We start from the raw sequence: 22,389 nt of genomic DNA on the forward strand, positions 1-22,389 counted from the left end.
ATCTTTTTGGGGCTGCGCATGGCCCCTTTTTTTCTTCCGAGGTTGTCATGAACAACAGATTTTCCAAGCAGGTCGCGCTGGTCACCGGCGCGGCGCAGGGCATTGGCCGTCGGGTGTGCGAGCGGCTGCTGGCCGAGGGTGCGCAAGTCGTTGCCGTCGACCGTTCCGAACTGGTTCACGAACTGCAAGGCGAGGGCGTCCTGACCCTGACCGCTGACCTGGAACAGTACAGCGATTGCGCGCGTGCCATGGCGGCGGCCATCGATGCCTTTGGCCGGCTCGATGTGCTGGTCAACAACGTCGGCGGCACGATCTGGGCCAAGCCGTTCGAGCACTATGAAGTCGAGCAGATCGAAGCCGAGGTACGCCGTTCACTGTTCCCGACCCTGTGGTGCTGCCACGCGGCATTGCCGTACATGCTCAAGCAGGGCCGGGGCGCCATCGTCAACGTGTCGTCGATTGCGACCCGCAGCCTGAACCGCGTGCCCTATGGCGCGGCCAAGGGCGGCATCAATGCACTGACCGCCTGCCTGGCCTTCGAGAACGCCGAGCGCGGCATTCGCGTCAACGCCACCGCACCGGGCGGCACCGAAGCACCGGCGCGGCGCATCCCGCGCAACGGTACCGAGCAGTCCGCGCAGGAGAAAGCCTGGTATCAGGAAATCGTTGCGCAGACCCTCGACAGCAGCCTGATGAAACGCTACGGCACCCTCGACGAGCAGGTCGGCGCGATTCTGTTTCTGGCCTCGGACGATGCCTCGTACATCACGGGTGTGACGTTGCCGGTTGGAGGTGGGGATCTCGGCTGATCAGTGTGGCGGCAAGGCCCTGCATTTTTTTCAGCCTCTGCTAGCGTAGTAGCTTGATCGTCACGCGCCATGGGTGACATCAGCCAGGAGGCGGCGTTGCTCCGGCTCATCAATCAGTCGACAAGGAAGAAGGCCATGAGCCAGAGAACAACGCTGTGTCTTGTGAATGTGAGTGGACACAACATCACCGACATGAAAGTCAGTGCCGTCAGCGGTTTTGAAAAGGGTAACGACCCTTCCGTTTTTATTCATGGCAAGCTTGCGCAAAATTCGTCGATCGGTGGTTATGTCGAACTGCTCAGCGCTTCGGAGCCTGCCTTGTACAGCGTTGAGCTGACGTTCTCCGACGGCACCACCCTGAGCTTTTCGGACAATCAGCAAAACGCGATAAACAAGCATGTCGGGACACTCGCGCATACCGGCACGGCCCAGGGCCTGGAGGTCTGGCGCAGTTCCGGCGGCGATGTGGGGTCCACCAGTCACGGCACCAACGGCGTCTACATTCGTTCGAGCGCGGTGCCCGACCATTCCACCTGGATGGGTGATCTGCAACAGCGCAAGCCGGGTATCCTGCTCAGCGATATTACCCTGCCGGGCAGTCATGACGCCGGTATGTACGAGACTCACGATTATCCCTTGGGTGGCGGCGGCGAGTGGGCCAAGACCCAAAGTCTGTCCACCCTCGGTCAACTACAGGCAGGCTCTCGCTACTTCGATATTCGGGTTTGCTGGCGTGGCGACGAGTTGTCGACTTATCACGGCACCACGGGCTACGGTGCCTATGGCGCCAGTCTGAGCAGCATCCTTGAGGATGTGCAAACGTTCCTCAACAGCGACGCAGGCAAGGATGAAGTGGTGATCCTGAAGTTTTCCCACACCTACACAAATACGGTCAGCAGTATCATCACCGAAGTGAAAAAACTGGGCGAACGACTGCAAATCCCGAAGCCTGCCGGTGGTGCGACCAATCTCGCGCAAACGCCGCTGAGCGACATGAAGGGCACGGTCGTCGCGGTATTTGCTGATGAGTTCGAGGCGTACTGGGATCAGGAGCAAGGCATCTGGCCCTATTTCGATACAGAGGAGCATCCGTCCTCCATCAACGGCACGAATCTGACGGTCTACGATCATTACTCGAACGTGGGCGTGTACGAATCCATGGCCCATGATCAGATGGGCAAGCTTGGCAAATACGGTGGCCGGGGCCACAGCTATCTGTTCCTGCTGTCATGGACGCTGACCGGTGGTGGTGCGGTGTTAGACATCGAAGTGCTGGCCGGCATGGCTAACCCGTGGCTGCCTGGAAAGCTGGCAAGCAGGGCTGTGCAGGAGGGTCATCGACCCAATATCGTCTACCTCGACTTTATCGACCCCTGGTTATGTGGGGTTGCCATCGGCTTGAATTAGCCGGATGCAAAAAAACGCTCGCCGACCGCGAGCGTTTTTCGTTGTGCAACCGGTCTTGCGGGAGGTTTTGCCTGTGGCATTCCCGACCTAAGCTAATGCAAAAAAGGTATTTGTTCGGAGTTTTTAATATCGTTTAGTTTTGGTTCCAAGACGAATCAAAGCATCAAACCGATAGACCTTCCGATTGCCATGACGGCACACGCTGAATCGATCACGGGCTCTTCAGGTTTGATTCACACGGGAGTGAATCATGCCGCATACCCTGGATATCACCGCATTACCGACCCTGGACCTTTCCTTGCTCGACGGCTCGGCGCAGCAGCGCCAAGGCTTTCTCGAAGACTTGCGCCATGCCGCGCGGGACGTCGGATTTTTCTACCTGACGGGCCATGGCATCGATGCCGGGCTGCTGCGCCAGGTGCAAGACCAGGCCCGTCAATTCTTTGCCCTGCCTGACAGCGAGAAAGCTGCTGTCGGCATGATCAACTCGCCGCATTTTCGCGGTTACAACCGTGCGGCGTCCGAGATCACGCGCGGCAAACCCGATCAGCGCGAACAGTTCGATCTGGGGGCCGAGCGTGAGGTCTTGCCGTTACGGCCGGACAGTCCGTTGTGGGCGCGCCTGCAAGGGCCGAATCAATGGCCGCAGACGTTGCCGCAACTCAAGCCGCTGCTGCTCGATTGGCAGCAAGCCATGACCCGCATGTCCCTGCGTCTGCTGCGTGCGTTCGCGGAAGCGTTGTCGTTGCGCGCTGACGCGTTCGACCGCTTGTACGGCGACAAACCCAACGAACACATCAAGCTGATGCGCTATCCGGGGCAGTCCGCCGCAGACAGCCATCAAGGCGTCGGTGCGCACAAGGATTCGGGGTTTCTGAGCTTCCTCTTGCAAGACCAGCAGGCCGGTCTGCAAGTCGAGGTCGAGGAGGGCCGCTGGATCGATGCACTGCCTCGGGACAATACCCTGGTGGTGAACATCGGCGAATTGCTGGAGCTGGCAACCAACGGCTATCTGCGCGCCACGGTGCATAGGGTGTTGTCGCCAGCGCAGGGCCGCGAGCGCTTGTCCATCGCGTTCTTCCTCGGCGCGCAACTGGACGCCGTGGTGCCGCTGTACCCGTTGCCGACCGCGTTGCTGCGCGAGGCGCGCGGGCCGGCCAGCGATCCGCTCAATCCGTTGTTTCGCGATGTCGGCCAGAACTATCTCAAGGGCCGTTTGCGCTCGCACCCCGATGTCGCCCGGCGTTTCTACGCCGACGCCCTGGCTCCACAAAACCCACTGCCCAAAGCCGTCAACGCCTGAGTGCCACTCGATCAAGGAGCTTCACCATGCTGAAACAAACCGGATTGACCCTGGCCGTGCTCGGCGGGCTGCTGAGCGCTTTCAACGCCCTCGCACTGGAGCCGCTGCGCGTGGCCGCCGACCCTGTGCCCCATGCGCAGATTCTGGCGTACATCCAGAAAATCGACCCGCAACTGAACCTCAAGGTCATCGAGATTCCCAACGGCGTGAACTCCAACGAACTGCTGGTGCATGGCGATGTGGACGCCAACTACTTCCAGCACCTGCCGTACCTCAAATCCCAGGAGAAAGCCCTCGGCGAGCAACTTGCGGTGGCGGCCACGGTGCATATCGAGCCGTTGGGGATTTACTCGCACCGCCACAAAACCCTCGCCCAGGTGCCGGAAAAAGGCACGGTCGCCGTACCCAATAACGTGACCAACCTGAGCCGCGCGCTGTACCTGTTGCAGGACAACGGCCTGATCAGACTCAAGCCCGGTTTCAATGACCCGGCCGCCGATCAGGCAACACCCAAGGACATCGCCGAAAACCCGAAACAGCTGAAAATCCTCGAAATCGAATCACCGCAACTGCCTCGGGCGCTGGATGACGTCGATCTGGCGGTGATCAACGGAAATTACGCGCTGGAGGCCGGTCTGGTGCCGGCCAAAGACGCGCTGGGGCTGGAGAAGGCCGAGCACAATCCCTACGCCAACATCCTGGTGACCACGCCAAAACTGGAGAGCGATCCACGCATTCAGCAACTGGCCAAGGACCTGACGTCGCCGCAAGTCGCCAAGTACATCAGCGAGAACTTCAAGGGCTCGGTGATCCCGGTGGCGGATGCCAAGCCATGATCCTCGTCGAGCAGTTGCGCAAGACCTATCCCACGGCGTCGACTCCGGCGCTGGACGGGGTGTCCCTGAACATTCCCGACGGCGCGGTGTTCGGGATCATCGGGCGCAGCGGCGCGGGCAAGTCAACGCTGCTGCGTTGCCTCAATCTGCTCGAACGCCCGGATTCCGGGCGCATCGTGCTGGACGGCCAGGACCTGACAACCCTGTCCGACAGCGAGTTGCGCCGGCAACGTCAGCGCATCGGCATGATCTTCCAGGGCTTCAACCTGCTGCACTCGCGCAACGTCTTCGACAACGTCGCCGTGCCGCTGGAGATCGCCAATGTGGCGAAACCCCAGCGTCAGGCGCGGGTTCGGGAGCTGCTGGAACTCGTAGGCCTGAGCGACAAGGCCGAGGCCTTTCCCTCGCAGTTGTCCGGCGGCCAGAAACAACGGGTGGGCATCGCCCGGGCTTTGGCGGCGCGTCCGGCGTATCTGTTGTCGGACGAAGCCACCAGCGCCCTCGATCCGGAAACCACCGCGTCGATTCTCGACCTGTTGCGCGACATCAACCGCCAACTGGGCCTGACCATCGTACTGATTACCCATGAGCTGGACGTCGTCCGCTCGATTTGCGATCACGCCGCATCCCTTGCTCACGGCCGCTTGGTCGAAGCCGGGCCGGTCGCCCGACTGCTGGCGGATCCCGATTCGTCGCTCGGCGCTGCGCTGCGACCCAGTTGCGGATTGCCGCTGGGCCACGATGCGCCGGGCCTGAGTTTCCTCAAGCAATACGGCGTACGGGCGGCTCACTCATGAACCGCACGATCCATTGGGATGAAATCCTGCAACTGCTGCTCAACGCCACGGGCGAGACTCTGTACATGGTGTTGCTGGCGGGGCTGTTCACGCTGCTGATCGGCTTGCCCCTGGGCGTGCTGCTGTTTGTCAGTCGCCGCGAGGGGCTGTACCCGCTGCCCCGGTTCAACGCGGCGCTGGGAGCGCTGGTCAATTTGGGCCGTTCGCTGCCGTTCGTGGTGATGCTGATTGCCCTGATTCCGCTGACCCGGCTGGTGGTCGGCACCACCCTGGGCAGCACCGCCGCCGTGGTGCCGATCACCATTGGCGCGTTTCCGTTCTTCGCGCGGATCGTCGAGAACGCGCTCGACGAAGTCGAGAAGGGCCGGATCGAAGCGATCCTCGCCATGGGCGGTGACCTGCGCCATGTGATTTTCAAAGTGCTGTTGCCCGAAGCACTGCCGGCGTTGCTGGCGGGAATCACCCTGACGCTGGTGATGCTGATCGGGTTTTCTTCCATGGCCGGGGTCATCGGCGGTGGCGGGCTGGGGGATCTGGCGATCCGTTATGGCTATCAGCGGTTCAACAATGAAGTGATGGTCGCCACGGTGGTGGTGCTGGTCATCCTCGTTCAGGGCGTGCAAAGCCTGGGCGATCGGCTGGTGCGTTCGCTGGCTTACCGACGTTAAGGAATTTTATGAGTACACCTGTCGCCGTGGCCGTCGAGCCGCTGATTCGGGTACGTGAACTGAGCAAGACCTTTGGCTCCAACCGGGCGCTGGAGCGCGTCAGCCTGACGATTTATCCCGCCGAAGTGGTGGCGCTGCTCGGCGCCAACGGGGCGGGTAAATCGACGCTGGTGAAGATTCTCGCCGGCAGCCAGAGCGCCGATGGCGGCGAGATTGCGGTCGATGGTCAACCGCGGCATTTCGGCTCGCCGCTGTCGGCGCGTCGGGTCGGGATCGTCGCGGTTCATCAGCAGATCAACGAGGGCATCGCGCCGGGTTTGAGCGTGGCGGAAAACCTGCTGCTCGATGAGTTGTGCCGCCCCGATGCGGACTTCTGGCTCAATCGCAAACGGCTGCTGGAGCGCGCCGCGAACATCGCCGCCGGCCTCGGACTGGTGCTGCCGCTGGAGGCGCCAATCGAACAGCTTGGTCAGGCCGAACGGCAATTGGTGGTGCTGGCGCGGGCGTTTGCCTTGCAGCCGCGCTTGCTGATTCTCGATGAACCCACGGCAGCCTTGTCGGATGCCGAGGCCCAGCGTCTGTTCGGTTTGATCGACACCTTGCGCAGCCGGGGCGTGGCGATTCTGTACATTTCCCATCGCTTGTCCGATCTGCAACGGGTAGCCGACCGCGCCATCGTCCTGCGGGATGGAAAACTGGCCGGCGAGTTCACCGCGCGGCAATTGCCCCAGGCGGTGCAAGCGATGTTGGGGCAGGCACTGCAAGACCACGTCTACACGCCGCGAGCGGCGGGGCGCAAGGTGCTGGAACTGCGTGGGGTGAAAGTCCTGCCGCGCACCCGGCCGTTCGACTTGAGCCTGCACGAAGGTGAAGTGGTGGTGCTGACCGGTCTGCTCGGCGCCGGTAAAAGCGAGATCGCCGAGGTGCTGTTCGGCCTGCGCAAAGCCCTTGCGGGCAGCGTGCTACTGGACGGCGCCGACTGGTTGCCAGGCTCGCCCCGGGAGGCGATTCGCAGCGGCGTGTTCTTCGCCGCCGAAGATCGCGCCAGCCAATCCCTGGTGCCTGATTTTTCCCTGCGCCGCACCCTGACCCTGCCATTTCTCGAACGCTTCACCCGGGGCGGTTTTATCCGCAATCGCGCCGAAGCGGCGGCGGTCGAGGTGCAGGTCGCGGCGCTGGGTATCAAGACTGTCGGCATCGATGTACCGATGTCCGCGCTGTCCGGCGGCAATCAACAGAAGGTCGTGCTTGGGCGCTGGCTGCTCGGGGCAGGGCGGGTGTTGGTGCTCGACGAGCCGTTCCAGGGTGTCGACGTGCGTGCCCGCCGCGAGATCGGCCAACTGCTGCGAGACAGCGCCGACGGTCGCGCCACGCTGGTGATCTGTGCCGACGTCGACGAAGCCCTGGAAATTGCCGACCGCATCCTGCTGGTGCGCGATCACGCGGTGGTCGCCGAGTACCCACGCGCCAGCCTTGATCGCGCGACGCTGGTGGCCGCGCTGGCGGGCACCGATGCCGATCCCATTCCCCTGCATGCCACGCCAAGGAGTAGAGCGAGTGCCTGATTCGAATTCGCTGTTGTCGCCCGTTTCCGCCACCTCGGAGCGCGCCGTGCAGGCGCTGATCCGCTACGGGTTGCTGTGGGTGCTGGCGTTGATCGTGGTGTTTTTCAGTGTCGCGGAACCGGCATTCCTGCGCGTCGGCAACCTGTTCAGCATCTTGCAGTCGGTGTCGATTGTCGCGCTGCTGGCCCTCGGCGTGACGCTGACCATGGCGGTGGGCGGGCTGGACCTGTCGATCGGCGCGGTGGCGGCCATGAGTCTGATGATCGCCAGTTACGTGATGGTGGTGCTCGGCTGGGGCGCGGTGCCGGCGGTGCTCATCAGCCTCGCGGGCGGCGCGTTGGTCGGGCTGCTCAATGGCTGGCTTATTGTGAAGATGCGCGTGCCGGACATTCTGGCGACGCTGGGCAGCATGTTTCTGGTGATTGGCGTGCAACTGATTCCAACCGGCGGACGCTCGATTGCAGTGGGCATGACCCTGCCCAACGGCGACGAAACCGAAGGCTCATTCAGCGCGCTGTTTCTCGCGCTCGGGCGGGGACGATTGTGGGACATCGTGCCGATTCCGGTGCTGATCACCGCTGTGGTGGCGGTGGCGGTGTGGCTGTTTCTCGAACGCACGCGGGTCGGCCGGTTGTTCTATGCCATTGGCGGCAACGAGCAGGCCGCGCGGCTGGCGGGTGCGCCGGTGCAGCGGTTCAAGTTGCTCGCCTACGTCTTGTCGGCGCTGCTGGCCTCGCTCGGCGGGTTGCTGCTGGCGGCACGCTTGGGGCGCGGCGACGTCAGCTCGGGCAACGGCCTGGTGCTGGACGCGCTCGGCGCCGCGCTGATTGGCTTTGCCGTGCTTGGCGCGAAGAAGCCCAACGCCTTCGGCACGCTGGTCGGCGCCTTGCTGGTGGCCGCGTTGCTCAACGGCCTGACCATGCTCAACGCGCCTTATTACGCGCAGGATTTCGTCAAGGGACTGGTGCTGGTGCTGGCCCTGATGTTCACCTTCGGCCTCGCGCATCGGGCGCGCTGAGCCGTTTTCGTCCAAGGAAAGCTGTATGCACGGTTCAATCAAGCAGTTCGCACGCCATTGCCTAGCCGGTGCCTTGCTCTCGGCGCTGGCGCTGAGCGCCCAGGCCAAGGCACTTCCCGGTGCCCCGGCGCCGTTCGACAAGGGCCAGGTGCAGATCGCCCTGGTCGGTTATCTGTTTTCCGGGGACTTCCCCGAAGCCTACTTGCGTGGCGTGGAGAAACAGACCGAAGCGCTCGGCGCCAACCTGCGGGTGTTCGATGCCCGGCAGCAGGCGGCGAGCCAGAGCGAGATGATCGATCAGGCGGTCGACCTCGGCGTCGACGGGATCATCGTCCAGTTGGGCCTGGCGGAAACCCTCAAGGGACCGATCGACCGGGCCATCGCCAAGGGCATCAAGGTCGTTGCGTTCGACGTCGACCTGAACAGTCCGCAAGTGACCCAGGTCGAGCAGGATCACCATGCACTGGCGCGTCTGGCGCTGGATCAGGCGCTCAAGGACAACGGCACGCGCTTCGACGCCGGCTACGTGTACATCAGCGGTTTCACGCCGATGGAGCGTCGCGACGAGATCTGGAGTCAGGTCAAGGCGAGCAATCCGGGGATCGTCGAGAAGGCACGGTTCGGCACGCTCAACCCGCCGATTGCCAACTCGGTGGCCGATCAGGCCAGCGCCGTGCTGCGGGCCAATCCGGGCATCAGCGTGATCTTCGCGCCGTTCGACGAGTTCGCGAAGGGCGCGAAAATCGCCGTCGACGAAGCCGGTCTGGCGCGCAAGGTGAAGATCTACAGCGCCGATATTTCCACCGCCGACATCCAGATCATGAAAGAGCCGGACAGCGCCTGGGCAGCCACGGCGGCGGTCAATCCGCAAGTGGCCGGAGCGATCAGCGTGCGCAGTCTGGCGATGTTGATCGCCGGTGAGAATCCGGGGCACAAGGTGCTGGTGCCACCCACCCTGATTACCCGCCAGCAGTTGCTCGATCTGGACGTGAAAAACGTCCGCGACCTCGGCCAGAAACTCCCGGCGTTCGGCGACTCCGCCAATGTGGCGCGGGCGGAGTGGATTCCGTTGGCGAATTGAAGCAACGCATTCCAAGTGGGAGCAACCATGCACAACAAAGCCGCGCGCCTGCGCAAAAGCCGTTCGCCGAAAGCCGATCCGCTGTTCGGTGAACGCCTGCCGCCGGGGCAGGTGTTGACCCAGCGCTTCCCGATCCTCCATGAAGGCGCCGTGCCGGACTATGACCTGGCAACATGGTCGCTGCGGCTGTTCGGCTCGATCGACAACCCGGTCGAGCTAAGTTACGCCGACCTGCAAGCGCTGCCGCAACGCCAACTTACCTGCGACATCCATTGCGTCACCCGCTGGTCGAAGTTCGATACCCGCTGGAGCGGGGTACATGTGCAGGATCTGTTGCAGGCGTTGGACATCCAGCCGCCCACGGCTTTCGTCATGGCCCACGCCGATCACGACTACCAGACCAACCTGCGACTCGAAGACCTGCTGCACCCCGACAGCCTGCTCGCCACCCACTACGACGGCCAGCCGCTGACCGCGCAGCACGGTTGGCCGTTGCGGCTGGTGGTGGCGGGGCGGTACTTCTGGAAGAGCGCCAAGTGGCTGCGCGGTCTGGAGTTCGTCGCCGAGGAACAAGCGGGCTTCTGGGAGCGCAACGGCTTTCACTTGCACGCCGATCCGTTTACCGAACAGCGCTTCAGTGGCGACGCACTGGACATCGCAGAAGATGCCTGGCGGGAAAAAGACTTCGACTAAGCCTTTCCGGTTTCTATAAGTAACCCAAGTAATCAGTAACTCCATGTTAAATATCTGGAGCGTATTTTTGTGCCTGATTACTTTTTATCTAGTTGCACTTTGATGTTGTTGGATAAACAGCGCTGTTGCTCTGGCAACACTCCATTCGTCGGGCATAACCTAAGTGTTAATGGTTCTTTTGCACCGATAGGCTGGTCATCTAGCATGGGTTTCAGGGGAGTCTGTACTAACTTTGGGGGTCGTCTACTCAACTGCTTTTGCAGTTCTAATCGCTTTACCAGCCTTCGCTGCCTTTCTTGAAAATCAAAACTACAGCAGACATTGCCGCGCATTGACTGCCGACTTTTATCGTCGGCGGCGGCCGGGTATCAGCTGCGATAAAAGGAGCTGTCTCATGTATCACCGTTCCCGTTCATTACTGGCGATCGCTGTTGTCAGCGCAATCTGGCAACTTCCCGCGCACGCCGAAGAAACCTCCGCACGCGTCGACGATGACACACGGCTGGGCACCGTGCTGGTCACCGGCACCCGGGGCACCGCCCGTACGGTGCTGGATTCCCCGGTGCCGGTGGACGTACTGACCGCCGAAGACCTCAAGACCGCCGGCGCCAGTGGCGGCGAGCTCGGCCAGGCGCTACAGACGCTGTTGCCGTCATTCAGCTTTCCGCGTCAGTCCAACTCCGGCGGCGCCGACCATGTGCGCGCCGCGCAATTGCGCGGCATGAGCCCGGATCAGGTATTGGTGCTGGTCAACGGCAAGCGCCGGCACACCTCGGCGGTGGTCAACGACTCGTCGAAAATCGGTCGCGGCACGGCACCGATGGACTTCAACTCGATCCCGATCAGCGCAATCAAGCGCATCGAAGTGCTGCGTGACGGCGCTGGCGCGCAATACGGTTCCGACGCGATTGCCGGGGTGATCAACATCATCCTCGACGACGCCCCCGAGGGCGGTGAAGTGTCCACCAGTTATGGCGCCTACCACACCCATCAGGACGCCATCGGCCGAACCACCACCGACGGCCAGAACAGCGTGACCACCGCGAAGATCGGCACACGGCTTGGCGAGGAGGGCGGCTTCATTCGCGGCGGCACCGAGTACAAGGACCGCGACCCGACCAACCGCGCCGGTTTCGATGGTTTCGCCGACACCCCCGGCCAGCGCAACTACGTGATGGGCGACGGCATCGCCCGGGATGTCAACGCCTGGTTCAACGGTGAACTGCCGCTGGCCGGCGGCAAGGCCTACAGCTTCGGCACCTACAACGAGCGCCACACCACCGGCGCCGAGTTCTACCGTTACCCGTCCGAGCAGCCGCAGTTCTATCCCAACGGCTACCTGCCGCAATCGCTGGGCGACAACACCGACATCTCCGCCACCGCCGGTTTCAAGGGCCTGATCGGCGATGACTGGGATTTCGACAGCAGCATCACCCACGGGCGCAACCGCTTCGAATCGGCGACCCGGCGTACCCTCAACGTCAGCCTCGGTGCGGATTCGCCGACCCGTTTCGACACCGGCGATTATGAGTTGCGCCAGACCACCACCAACCTCGATTTCAGCCGCGAACTGCGCCTGGGCGGTCGCTCGTTCGTGCTCGCCGTGGGCGGCGAATACCGCTACGAAAACTACCTGACCTTCGCCGGTGACGAGGCTTCCTACATCGGTTCCGGCGCTGATGGCGCCAACGGTCTGCGCCCCAGCGAAGAGTCGGATCTGGATCGCAACGTATTCGGCAGCTACGCCGAGTTGTCCGGCGATCTCACTGATCGCCTGTTCGTCGATGCCGCCACGCGCTGGGAACATTACGACGATGCCGGCAGCAAACTCACCGGCAAACTCAGCGGCCGCTACAAGTTGAACGAACAGTGGGCGGTGCGCGGCGCGGTGTCGAACAACTTCCGCGCGCCATCGCTGGCCCAGAGCGGCTTCCAGAACACCACCAGCAACTTCGGTACGGGTGGCACCCTCACCGACATTCGCGTGCTGTCGGTCAACGACCCGATTGCCCGTGCCCTCGGCGCGGAGAAGCTCGATCCGGAAACGTCGAAAAACTTCAGCCTCGGTCTGACCGCGCAACTGAGCGACCGTTTCGACGCGTCCTTCGACGTGTTCCGCATCGACGTCAAGGATCGCATTACCCTGTCCCAGCGCATCGGCAGCGATGCCCTGGAGAACTACATCAACAACAATTTCGGCGTGCCGGGCGTCCATGACGTCAACTTCTTCACCAACGCCGCCGACACTCGTACCGATGGCGCCGAACTGGTGCTCAACTATCACCAGCCGTTGTACGAAGGACAATTGGGCCTGACCACGGCGTACACCTACAACCACACCAAAATCACCAAGACCAAGGGCACGCCATCGCAATTGACGGCGCTGGGGATTGGCAATGACGCGCTGGTGGGCGTCGAGGAACGCAATACCCTGACCGACGCCGCGCCCAAGGATCGCTTCGTGTTTTCCGCCAACTGGGCCAGCGAGCATTGGGGCCTGCTCGGTCGTCTGACCCGCCAGGGCGAGACCACCCGCGTGTTCGATTTCGGCGACTCGCAACCGGAGCAGACCTACGGCGCGGTCTGGCAACTGGACGCCGAGGTGACCTACAAATTCACCCCGAAATTCAGCATCGCCCTGGGCGGCAACAACCTGACCGACAACTACCCGGAACGCTCCGGTTCTGCCATCAACTACGGCGGCAACCTGCCGTATGACGTGCTGTCGCCAATCGGCACCAACGGCGCTTACTACTACGCCACCGCCACCTACGGCTTCTGAACCCTGCCGCCATGGATGGCGGATCACCTGCGAAAAATCCTATGACCCAAGCCAACGGCCCCAAGCGCCATTTACCGGTGCTGCAAGCGTTGCTGATCACGCTGGGCATGGTGATCACTACCGATATCCTCAAAACCGCGCCGACCGTGGCACTGAACGTCGGGCCGGAATATTTCTACGGGGTCTGGGTTCTCGGCGGATTGGCGTCGATGGCCGGGGCCTTGTGTTTTGCCGAGATGGCCACCGCGTTTCCCCATCCGGGCGGTGACTATCACTTTTTGCGCACGGCCTATGGCGAGCGCATGGGTTTCCTGTTTGCCTGGTCGCGCTTCTCGGTGATGCATACCGGATGGATTGCCTTGTCGGCGTTCATGTTTGCCGATTACTTCAACGCGGTCGTGCCGCTGGGCGAACATGGCTCGGGGCTGTTTGCCGGTGCGGTGATCGCGGCGCTGGTGCTGCTCAATCTCACCGGGAAGCACATAGGTTTCATTACCCAGACCTTGCTGGTGGGACTGCTTGCCCTCGGCTTTTTGAGCATCGCCAGCGCCGGTGTGTGGCTGGCCTGGCAGGGGATTGAGGCGCCCGTACCGGTCAATCCGCCGACGCCCGAGAACACCGGTATGGCCGGGTTTTCGGCGGCGATGATTTTCGTGTTCCTGGCCTTCGGCGGCTGGAGTGACGCGGCGACGCTGTCGGCGGAAATCCGCGATGGCCGCCGCGGGATCTTCATCGCCATGCTCGGCGCCCTGACGGTGTTGATGGCGATCTATCTGGCCCTGAATTGGGCGTTCGTTCGCGGGTTGGGTTTCGCAGGCCTGGCGGCGAGCAATGCGCCGGCAGTGGAATTGCTCAACCGCGCGTTCGGCGCGCCGGGGGTCATGCTGATTCTGTTGATGGTCGGCATTGCCGCCATCGCCACCATCAACTCGACCTTGCTGGTCGGCGCCCGCACCACCTACGCCGCCGCGCGGGATGTACCGCAGTTGCGGCGCTTCGGCGAATGGGACGAACGCCACGGCGTACCGCGCAAGGCCTTGCTGGCCGAAGGCGCGGTGGCGCTGTTGCTGGTGTTGTTCGGCAGCTTCACCCAGAGCGGGTTCAACACCATGGTCGAGTACCTGACGCCGGTGTACTGGTTGTTTCTGAGCTTGAGCAGCCTGGCGCTGATCATCCTGCGCCGACGTTTTGCGCAGGTGCCTCGGCCGGTCAGGGTGCCGTTCTACCCGTGGCTGCCGCTGCTGTTTTTCGGGTTGTGCCTGTACATGCTGTATTCCAGCGTGACAGTGGTCGGGTATGGCGCATTTCTGGGGATCGGGGTGTTGGGGGTGGGGGCGTTGTTGCTGGCGGGGTTGGGGCGTCTGACGCAAGTCCCTCAGCCCAGCCCTCCCGAAACGTCGGACCGCCCAGGTGGGGAGGGGGGCGACCGACTCGATTATGGATTCAACGCCGATCGTTCAAGTCGGTGAAATTTTCCAATATCCCCCAATCAGCTCCCTCTCCCTTTGGGAGAGGGCCAGGGTAAGGGCTGGCGATCAGAAGGACACCACCGCCGGTTGCGACAAACGCAACACCGACAAATCCCCCGTAATCCGCTTGAACGCCAGACGAATCGCTTCGATATCGGCGTCATGTTTCGCCGTGTTCTCGTGCAGGATCACGATCACCTTGGTCGCCAGCCGCTCCGGCTCTTTGGCCCCGTGATCCCGCCACTGACCATAGGCATCGAACACACTGAAACCGTCCGGAAACCGCGACGTCACTTCCTGATCGAGAAACTCGCGCCAGCGCGCGGGACTGACCACACCTTCCTTGCCTTCCAGCGGCCCCACCGAGAAATACAGCTCGGTGCGGATCCACTGTGCCTGCGCCGGCCGTGTGGGGTCGCCTTGCAGGGTGGAACTGGCAGGATCTTTGGTATGAACGGAGGCGGGCGGCGTGGCACAACCGGCGATGGCGAGAAACAGCGCGGCCACGACAAGGCTTTTTGGCATGGAACTTCCCTTTTATTGATGAGGTGCAGGCAGAGGCACATTATAAAGGGCAGGGTTAATAGCGATAAAAGATTAAAAAGTTTCCATCGACAAACTTATGGAATAAGAAAGCCTGCGGAAAATAAATCAGCCTGGTTAGAACGATTATTTCTGGCGGTTATTTAAATAGATGCGGCAGGCATATCCATAACCTGTATTTAATTGCTCTGACTACCTGTTTGTCTGCAATAACGTCCATAAGGAAGCTAAAGCATTAACAAGTCGATCGGCCACGACACTATTGCAGTTCCCGCACCGTTTTTTGCTGCTCGGCCATCATCTTGTTGTCCCCCCGGCAATCCTTAGAATCGCTCCCATCAGCTTTGTCCGACTCTTCAATCCTTCAGGGAGCTCCACCATGATGAACGCCATGCAGATGCAAATGCCGATGAACGCCAACATGCCAATGATGCCGATGATGGGCATGCCGATGATGATGGCGACCATGAGCTGCGAAATGATGGACGACGGCATGATGTGCAAGATGATGCCGGCCGCTGGCATGGACATGGCCATGTTCAAGAACAGCGCTGAAATGATGCAGATGATGATGAACTGCGGCATGCCGATGATGATGCACTGCGGCAACATGAGCATGATGTGCATGTCCCAGGCGGCCATGGCCATGCCGATGATGAACATGATGATGCCAATGCCGATGATGGGCATGCCGATGCCGTCGATGAAGTGCGTTATGGAATGCACCATGATGGCTGACGGCATGATGTGCAAAATCATGCCGATGGCCGGCATGAACATGGACATGATGAAGAACTGCTGCGCCCTGATGATGAAGATGATGAACGACTGCAGCATGCCGATGATGATGAGCTGCAACGGCATGCCGATGATGTGCTGCACCTGCTGATTCACGGAATTTCGTGAACCACGCAAAAGCCCCCGAGGCCATGGGCCTCGGGGGCTTTTTCATTGCCGGTCAGTCCAGGCGTTCGGGGTAGGTGACCACCAGGTAGGCCACCGCTTCGCTGTCGGCAGGGTTGCGGTAGCGGTGGGGCTGGTCGGCGTAGAACAGGATCGAATCGCCGGTCGACAACAGATAGCGTTCGTCATTGACGCTGATTTCCAGCACGCCCTGGGCGACCACCAGGTTCTCCTGAACACCGGGGCCATGGCCTTCGGAGTGATCCTCGCCCAAGGCACTCAGGCGCAATTCATAGAATTCCGACTGACGCGCCACGTCGAACGGGAACAGCGCGCGGCTGATGAAGGCGCCATTGGCACTCACCAGCCGTTTGCTCTGGCTCGCCGACAACACGGCCACCCCTTCAAAGGCGCGGTGTTCGAGAAACGCGGCCACCGACACCTTCAGCCCTTTGGCGATCTTGCACAGTACCTTGATCGACGGCACGCTGCGCCCGGATTCGATCTGCGCCAGCATCGCCCGGCTCACGCCGCACTGGCGGGCGAGTGCATCGAGCGACAGGTGACGCTTGCCGCGCAGGCGTTGCAGGTTCTGCGCGACCCGCTCGCAGATCGGGTCTTCTTCCAGTGATTCGAGGTTGTTCAAGTCCAGCACAGGTTCGTCGGCGCTCGCCAGAAAGCGCGAGGGTTCGTGCGCGTTCACGCTTGCCGGGGCTCGTTCGAACGGGCGGTCTGCACCCACTGAAAGGCCTGGTAGCCGGCATTGCGCGCATACATTTCCCACATGGCCCGCGCCCGTTGCTGGGCCTGGCGGCGTTTGCGGTAGCTGGCGAAGTCGATCAGGTTGTCAGTTGGCTTCATGGCGCACTTCACTGTGTTCAATGACGGGATGGAGTGAGAGTACGCGGATATTTTTATAACGATAAATACTGATTTTGTATTTATTAATTCTTTTTTGTTCTTTGCTGCGCTGCCCGGATTTTCTCCCTTATCGCCCCTCATGCTGCTTGCGAAACGCCCCCGGCTGCACGCCCACCGCTTTGGCGAATGCTCGGGTAAACGCCGCGATCGATTGATAGCCGACAGCCGCACACACCTGCTCGACCGTGTGATTGGCCTTGAGCAACTGGCAGGCGTGGCGGATGCGCAGCGCCAGCAATACTTGCCCCGGCGACTGGCCGGCCAGTTCATTGAACCGCTTGAAGAACGCCGAACGCGAAAGGCCAATGCATTCGGCCATGCTTTCCAGCGACCACGGCAATTGTGGTTGCGCGATCAACTGATCCAGCAGCGGCGCGAATTGCGGATTGCGCGCCAGCGCCACCAGTCCGCCCAGCGACGGGTTGTCCGTCATTTGCTGGCGCAGCACGTAGAGAAACAGCAAATGACTCAAGCGCTCGAGCAACGCCGAGGAGGGCGCCGGCAGGCGTTCGCATTCTTGGAGAATCAGTTCGAACAAGGCCCGCGCCGCACTCGAGGCAGGGTCCCCAGCACGCAGAATGATCCAGCCCGGCAGGCCTTCGATGATCAGGGACGACAATCCTGACTTGAAATGGAAGAAGCCGCAGACCAGTCCGACGCCGTCTTCGGCCTGGGCGTCCAGGCTGGTCATTGCCATACGCGGCACTGCGTGCGCGGTCTGCACATCCTCGGCGCTGGACAGCCGGTAATCCAGATCGCGCAGCAGAAACACCGCATCCCCGGCATTCAGGCGCAGCGCCTGGGCCTGCCCGTCGATATGCAGCCAGCAATGCCCTTGCACGATCAGGTGGAAACTTGCCCGCGCCAGGCCGTGGGTGCTGGCATGCCAGCCGCCGCAATAGCGCCCGATGTGGAACAGGCTGGCGTCGAGTTCGAGGCTTTCTAATAACCAATCAACCAGTGGGCTGGACGAAATCATCTAATGGAAACACTCAGGAGCAAGTAATCGCTACTTTAGAATATGGATCGGAATTCTTATAACCAACAGACTTGCCGGACACCCCATCGCAGGAGTCCATCCCATGTCACGCGTCACTCTACACACCCTGCAAAGCGCTCCCGAAGCGGCCCGGCCGTTCCTGGAAAACGCGCAGAAGAATTCTGGATTCATTCCAAACCTGCTGGCCGTCCTGGCCAATGCGCCGGCGGCGCTGGAAACCTACGTTACGGTATCGGCGCTCAATGGCAAAGCCGAGCTGAGCCTGGCCGAGCGCGAAGTGGTGCAATTGATCGCGGCCACTCACCACGGCTGCGATTTCTGTGTCGCAGGTCATACCGCCGTCGCGCTGAATAAGGCAAAACTGCCGCCGGAAGTGGTCAGCGCCCTGCGTGAGAAAGCCACCGTGCCGGTGGAAAAACTCGAAATCCTGGCCGCGTTCGCCCGTGAAGTCATCGCTACCCGTGGCAACGTCAGCGAGCAGACCTACCAACAGTTCAAGGCCGCCGGTTACACCGAAGGCAATGCGCTGGAAGTGATCCTCGGCGTGAGTCTGGCGACCTTGTGCAACTTCGCCAATGTCTTCGCCGATACACCGCTCAACCCGGAACTGGCGCCGTATCGCGCGTGACCGGCCCGACAACGATTCAAGCTGCGTGGTCTATGGTTGACGCTGCGCACGGACAAGGAGAGACACGACATGCTCAATCCGGCATTGAGTCAATGGCTGGACAGCCACGCCCAGGCACTGGATCTGGGTGACAGCGATCCGCAGCAGGTGCTCGCGCAACTGGCCGCTGCCGACGTCTTGCGGATCGGTTTCGATGCGCACCTGGGCGGCAGTGGCGGCAACGTCACGGACGCCGTGGAAGTGCTGGCCGAGGTTGCCAGCCATTCGTTGGCCGCCGCGTTTGTGTTCTGGGGTCAGCGGGCGTTCATCGAGTACCTGCTGCAAAGCCCTAACGCAGACCTGCGCGAACGCCTGCTGCCGTCGCTGCTCAGCGGCGAGCTGGCCGGGGCGACCGGTTTGTCGAACGCGATGAAGTTCCTCTCCGGGATCGAATCCCTGCAAGTCCGCGCCCGGGCCGAAGCCAACGGCTGGAGCCTGAGCGGGCGGCTGCATTGGGTGACCAATCTGCGCAAGAGCGGCTTTGTGGTCGCGGCCGCCATCGAACGCGGGGAGGGCGGTTCGCCGTTTGTCCTGGCGATTCCCGGTGACGCCAATGGCGTGCATCGTTCGGCGGATTTGCAATTGATGGGCTTGCAGTCGAGCAACACCGCCGCCATCGATTTCGCTCAGGTGCAGGTCGACCGCCAATGGTTGCTGCATGACGATGCGCGGACGTTTTTGCCGGCGGTGCGGCCAGCGTTTCTCGGCTTGCAGTGCGGCATGGCGATCGGTCTGGCGCGGCGTGCGCTGGCGGAGGTGGAAAGTCATTTGCAGGACGGTCGCTCGATCTTGCTGGAACCGTTGCGCGAACAGCGTCAGCAGTTGGTGCAGGCCGTGGATACGCTCAAGCAAGGCCTGCTCGACGGGCGATTCCTGGCGAAACCGGCGGCGCTTTTCCAGGTGCGCATCGCCCTCGCCGAATCGGCGGCGAACGCTGTGCAACTGGAGCTTCAGGCCAGTGGCGGCAAAGCCTACCTGAGTGAGCATGGCAGCGGTTTTGCCCGTCGCTGGCGCGAGTCGGCGTTCGTGCCGATCGTCACGCCGAGCCTGGTGCAACTGCGTGCCGAACTGCAGCGGAAAAAGCAGGAAGCGGCGGTATGAGTCTGTTGCACGCCCGCGACATCAGCCTTGGCTATCCGCGTGCCGAGGGTTGGCACACGGTTCTGGAGGCATTCGATTTACGCTTGCAGCCGGGGGAGGTGGTGTCGATCCTCGGCCCCAGCGGCGTTGGCAAATCCAGTCTGTTGCGGGTGTTGGCCGGCCTGCAACCGCCCCGGCAGGGCAGCGTCAGCCTCAATGGCGAGGCGCTGGCCGGCCCGCATCCTCGGGTCGCGGTGGCGTTTCAGGATCCGAGCCTGTTGCCCTGGCTGACCCTGGAGAAGAACGTCGCCTTCGGCCTGGACTTCGCCCGACAGCCGCACTTGAGCGCGGAGCAACGCAAGGCCCGGGTCGACCACGCCATCGCGGCGGTCGGCCTCGAACACGCCCGGCAGTTTCACCCGGCGCAGTTGTCTGGCGGCATGGCCCAGCGCACGGCGCTGGCCCGTTGCCTGGCGCGGCAGCCGCAGGTGTTGTTGCTCGATGAACCCTTCGGCGCTCTGGATGAAATCACCCGTGCCGACATGCAACAGCTGTTGCTGCAATTGATTGCCGAGCACCACACCGCGGCGGTGTTGATCACGCATGACATTGACGAAGCCCTGCTGCTCTCCGAGCGGATTCTGCTACTGGGTAACAGCCCGGCGCGGATCCTCGGCGAGTGGCGCGTCGACCTGCCTCAGCCTCGCGCGGAGCTGGTGGACGAACTGGGCGCACTGCGTATCGAGATTCTCAAAACCCTTCGGCGGGCGAGCCGCAATCCACTTTCCCCACCATTGCCCGAACCGTCGGAGATTGACCATGTGCCTGGACGACTTCACTCACACACGTCGTGACTTCCTCAAACTCAGCGCATTGCTGACCGCTGGCGGTGCCTTGCCGCTGCTCAACAGCCTCAACGCGCGGGCGGCGTCGGAGCCGAATGCGCCGGTGCGCATCGGCTATTTGCCGATCACCGACGCCACGCCGCTGTTGGTGGCGCATAACAACGGGCTGTTCGAAGCCGAGGGCATCCAGGCCGAGCGTCCGGTGCTGCTGCGCAGCTGGGCGCAAGTGATCGAGGCGTTTCTGTCCGGGCAGGTCAACGTGATTCACCTGCTGTCGCCGATGACGGTCTGGGCGCGTTATGGCAGCAAGGTGCCGGCCAAGGTCGTGGCCTGGAACCATGTCGGCGGTTCGGGCCTGACCGTCGCGCCGGGCATCACCGACGTCAAGCAACTGGGCGGGCAAGCGGTGGCGATTCCGTTCTGGTACTCGATCCATAACGTGGTGGTGCAGCAACTGTTCCGTGATCACGGCCTGGAGCCGGTGAGCAAACCGGCCAGCGCCGCACTGGCGGCGAACGAGGTCAATCTGCTGGTCTTGCCACCGTCGGACATGCCGCCGGCACTGGCGAGCAAACGGATTGCCGGCTACATCGTCGCCGAGCCGTTCAACGCCCTGGCCGAAGAACTCAAGGTCGGCCGGGTGCAGCGTTTTACCGGCGACGTCTGGCGCAATCACGCCTGCTGCGTGGTGTTCATGCACGAGCAGGATCTGAACAACCGCCCCGAGTGGTCGCAGAAAGTGGTCAACGCCATCGTCAAGGCCCAGGTGTGGACCCGTGAGAATCGCGCCGAGGCGGCGAAATTGCTGTCCAAGGACGGCGACAATCGCTACACCCCGCACGCCCAGACCGTGTTGAACCGGGTGCTGGCGCCGGCTGCGGCGGATCGTCAGCAATATGTGGCGAGCGGCGCAATCCGGCACAGCCATTGGGACGAGCAGCGCATCGACTTCCAGCCGTACCCGTTCCCCAGCTACACCGAGGAACTGGTCAAGCGCCTCAAGGACACGCTGATCGAGGGTGACAAGGGTTTTCTCGCCAACCTCGATCCGCAACACGCCGCCCAGGACCTGGTGGACGACCGCTTCGTGCGCAATGCAATCGCGGCGGTCGGCGGCATGCAGGCGTTCGGCCTGCCCGAAGGCTTTGAGCGCAGCGAGGAGTTCAGTCTCTGATGAGCAAACCGACCTCAACGCTTGTCCATGGCGCGCTGGGCGCAGCAGGGCTGTTGGCCCTGTTGCTGCTGTGGGGGCTGGGCGTGCATCTGGCCGGTGGCGGCGAAGGGCTGGCGGCGCGTTTTTCGCCGCAAGCCACGTTGACGAGTCTGATTGAACTGCTCGGTCGTGCCGAGTTGTACGAGCATGTGCTGGTCAGCCTGAAGCGAATCGTCGTCGGTCTGCTGCTGGCGTTGCTGATCGGCGTGCCGCTGGGGCTGATGATCGGCAGTTACCGCCACCTCGAAGCGGCAACCACTCCGGCCTTTCAGTTTCTGCGGATGATTTCGCCGCTGTCGTGGATGCCGGTGGTGGTGATGCTGATGGGCGTTGGCGATCAACCGATCTACTTCCTGCTGACCTTCGCCGCGATCTGGCCGATCCTGCTCAACACCGCGGCCGGCGTGCGACAACTCGATCCACGCTGGCTGCAATTGAGCCGCAGCCTCAGCGCGACCCGCTGGGAAACCCTGCGCAAAGTCATCCTGCCCGGCGTGGTCGGCCATGTGCTGACCGGCGTGCGGCTGTCCATCGGCATTCTGTGGATTGTGCTGGTGCCGTGCGAAATGCTCGGCGTCAGCGCGGGGCTGGGCTATTTCATCCTCGATACGCGGGATCGCCTCGCGTACTCGGAGTTGATGGCGATGGTGCTGTTGATCGGCGTGCTGGGATTCGCTCTCGATGCGCTGGCGCGTGGGCTGCATCGGCGCTGGGCACCGGCCTGAACGGTTGCAGATAAAGTTGCGGTCATCGATGCAAAAACGGCGCGAGGCTTCCAAACCTCGCGCC

Annotated in this window: 22 protein-coding genes; 18 read left to right on the forward strand and 4 right to left on the reverse strand. The window is 62.2% G+C overall.

The features are described 5' to 3' along the window. Positions 1-47: 47 nt before the first annotated feature. From N8H74_RS03810 to N8H74_RS03865, 12 genes are all read left to right on the forward strand, one after another. Positions 48-809: a 1,6-dihydroxycyclohexa-2,4-diene-1-carboxylate dehydrogenase gene (locus tag N8H74_RS03810; protein ID WP_262146281.1), complete on the forward strand. Its 762-nt coding sequence runs from the start codon at positions 48-50 to the stop codon at positions 807-809. 69 nt (positions 810-878) lie between these two features. Continuing rightward, positions 879-2,216, forward strand: a complete 1,338-nt coding sequence (locus tag N8H74_RS03815) for a hypothetical protein (RefSeq protein WP_262146282.1) — start codon at positions 879-881, stop codon at positions 2,214-2,216. A 250-nt stretch (positions 2,217-2,466) separates the two neighbouring features. After that, positions 2,467-3,519 carry an isopenicillin N synthase family oxygenase gene (locus N8H74_RS03820; protein WP_262146283.1) on the forward strand — a complete coding sequence of 351 codons (1,053 nt, stop codon included), beginning with the start codon at positions 2,467-2,469 and terminating at the stop codon, positions 3,517-3,519. Between the two features lie 26 nt (positions 3,520-3,545). After that, complete coding sequence (locus N8H74_RS03825; protein ID WP_262146284.1) at positions 3,546-4,355, forward strand: MetQ/NlpA family ABC transporter substrate-binding protein; 810 nt, start codon at positions 3,546-3,548, stop codon at positions 4,353-4,355. After that, a complete protein-coding gene (locus tag N8H74_RS03830; RefSeq protein WP_262146285.1) occupies positions 4,352-5,152 on the forward strand; it encodes an ATP-binding cassette domain-containing protein in 801 nt (266 codons plus the stop codon). Before N8H74_RS03825 ends, N8H74_RS03830 begins: the two co-directional genes overlap by 4 nt. Next, the gene (locus N8H74_RS03835; RefSeq protein ID WP_279309263.1) at positions 5,149-5,820 is read left to right on the forward strand and encodes a methionine ABC transporter permease; all 672 of its coding nucleotides are present in this window, start codon (positions 5,149-5,151) and stop codon (positions 5,818-5,820) included. Before N8H74_RS03830 ends, N8H74_RS03835 begins: the two co-directional genes overlap by 4 nt. Before the next feature lie 8 nt (positions 5,821-5,828). Continuing rightward, positions 5,829-7,385, forward strand: a complete 1,557-nt coding sequence (locus N8H74_RS03840) for a sugar ABC transporter ATP-binding protein (RefSeq protein ID WP_262146286.1) — start codon at positions 5,829-5,831, stop codon at positions 7,383-7,385. Continuing rightward, positions 7,378-8,403 (forward strand): ABC transporter permease, encoded by a 1,026-nt coding sequence (locus N8H74_RS03845; RefSeq protein ID WP_262146287.1) that lies wholly within the window; start codon positions 7,378-7,380, stop codon positions 8,401-8,403. Before N8H74_RS03840 ends, N8H74_RS03845 begins: the two co-directional genes overlap by 8 nt. Positions 8,404-8,428: 25 nt before the next feature. Beyond that, positions 8,429-9,484: a substrate-binding domain-containing protein gene (locus tag N8H74_RS03850; protein WP_262146288.1), complete on the forward strand. Its 1,056-nt coding sequence runs from the start codon at positions 8,429-8,431 to the stop codon at positions 9,482-9,484. Between the two features lie 27 nt (positions 9,485-9,511). Next, complete coding sequence (locus tag N8H74_RS03855; RefSeq protein WP_262146289.1) at positions 9,512-10,177, forward strand: sulfite oxidase-like oxidoreductase; 666 nt, start codon at positions 9,512-9,514, stop codon at positions 10,175-10,177. A gap of 394 nt (positions 10,178-10,571) precedes the next feature. After that, on the forward strand, positions 10,572-12,959 hold the full coding sequence (locus N8H74_RS03860; RefSeq protein WP_262146291.1) for a TonB-dependent receptor: 2,388 nt from the start codon (positions 10,572-10,574) through the stop codon (positions 12,957-12,959). Between the two features lie 41 nt (positions 12,960-13,000). Next, positions 13,001-14,428 carry an APC family permease gene (locus tag N8H74_RS03865; protein WP_262146292.1) on the forward strand — a complete coding sequence of 476 codons (1,428 nt, stop codon included), beginning with the start codon at positions 13,001-13,003 and terminating at the stop codon, positions 14,426-14,428. Positions 14,429-14,494: 66 nt separating this feature from the next. Here N8H74_RS03865 and N8H74_RS03870 read toward each other — a convergent pair whose 3' ends face one another. Further along, positions 14,495-14,953 (reverse strand): DUF3574 domain-containing protein, encoded by a 459-nt coding sequence (locus N8H74_RS03870; protein WP_262146294.1) that lies wholly within the window; start codon positions 14,951-14,953, stop codon positions 14,495-14,497. Between the two features lie 397 nt (positions 14,954-15,350). Between N8H74_RS03870 and N8H74_RS03875 the strand changes: the two genes are divergently transcribed. Beyond that, positions 15,351-15,860: a hypothetical protein gene (locus N8H74_RS03875; protein WP_217829641.1), complete on the forward strand. Its 510-nt coding sequence runs from the start codon at positions 15,351-15,353 to the stop codon at positions 15,858-15,860. A 69-nt stretch (positions 15,861-15,929) separates the two neighbouring features. Here the strand turns inward: N8H74_RS03875 and N8H74_RS03880 are convergent, their stop codons facing one another. From N8H74_RS03880 to N8H74_RS03890, 3 genes are all read right to left on the reverse strand, one after another. Continuing rightward, entirely contained in the window at positions 15,930-16,520 is a 591-nt protein-coding gene (locus tag N8H74_RS03880) for an XRE family transcriptional regulator (RefSeq protein WP_262146696.1), read from the reverse strand. 53 nt (positions 16,521-16,573) lie between these two features. Then, positions 16,574-16,735, reverse strand: a complete 162-nt coding sequence (locus tag N8H74_RS03885) for a hypothetical protein (RefSeq protein WP_217829642.1) — start codon at positions 16,733-16,735, stop codon at positions 16,574-16,576. Positions 16,736-16,862: 127 nt separating this feature from the next. Then, positions 16,863-17,774 carry an AraC family transcriptional regulator gene (locus N8H74_RS03890; RefSeq protein WP_262146295.1) on the reverse strand — a complete coding sequence of 304 codons (912 nt, stop codon included), beginning with the start codon at positions 17,772-17,774 and terminating at the stop codon, positions 16,863-16,865. 103 nt (positions 17,775-17,877) lie between these two features. On the opposite strand from N8H74_RS03890, the gene N8H74_RS03895 reads away from it, so the two are divergent. The 5 genes from N8H74_RS03895 (at position 17,878) to N8H74_RS03915 (ending at position 22,325) form a co-directional block, all read left to right on the forward strand. Continuing rightward, positions 17,878-18,423, forward strand: coding sequence for a carboxymuconolactone decarboxylase family protein (locus tag N8H74_RS03895; RefSeq protein ID WP_262146296.1), 546 nt, complete (start codon positions 17,878-17,880; stop codon positions 18,421-18,423). A 69-nt stretch (positions 18,424-18,492) separates the two neighbouring features. Beyond that, positions 18,493-19,563, forward strand: coding sequence for an acyl-CoA dehydrogenase family protein (locus N8H74_RS03900; protein WP_262146297.1), 1,071 nt, complete (start codon positions 18,493-18,495; stop codon positions 19,561-19,563). Beyond that, positions 19,560-20,396, forward strand: a complete 837-nt coding sequence (locus tag N8H74_RS03905) for an ABC transporter ATP-binding protein (protein WP_262146298.1) — start codon at positions 19,560-19,562, stop codon at positions 20,394-20,396. The genes N8H74_RS03900 and N8H74_RS03905 overlap by 4 nt, the downstream gene beginning before the upstream one ends. Next, complete coding sequence (locus N8H74_RS03910) at positions 20,362-21,561, forward strand: ABC transporter substrate-binding protein (RefSeq protein WP_262146300.1); 1,200 nt, start codon at positions 20,362-20,364, stop codon at positions 21,559-21,561. Before N8H74_RS03905 ends, N8H74_RS03910 begins: the two co-directional genes overlap by 35 nt. Then, positions 21,561-22,325 carry an ABC transporter permease gene (locus N8H74_RS03915; RefSeq protein WP_217829648.1) on the forward strand — a complete coding sequence of 255 codons (765 nt, stop codon included), beginning with the start codon at positions 21,561-21,563 and terminating at the stop codon, positions 22,323-22,325. Before N8H74_RS03910 ends, N8H74_RS03915 begins: the two co-directional genes overlap by 1 nt. Positions 22,326-22,389: the final 64 nt, after the last annotated feature.

The organism is Pseudomonas sp. B2M1-30, from assembly GCF_025447575.1.
Classification (GTDB): Bacteria; Pseudomonadota; Gammaproteobacteria; order Pseudomonadales; family Pseudomonadaceae; genus Aquipseudomonas; species Aquipseudomonas botevensis.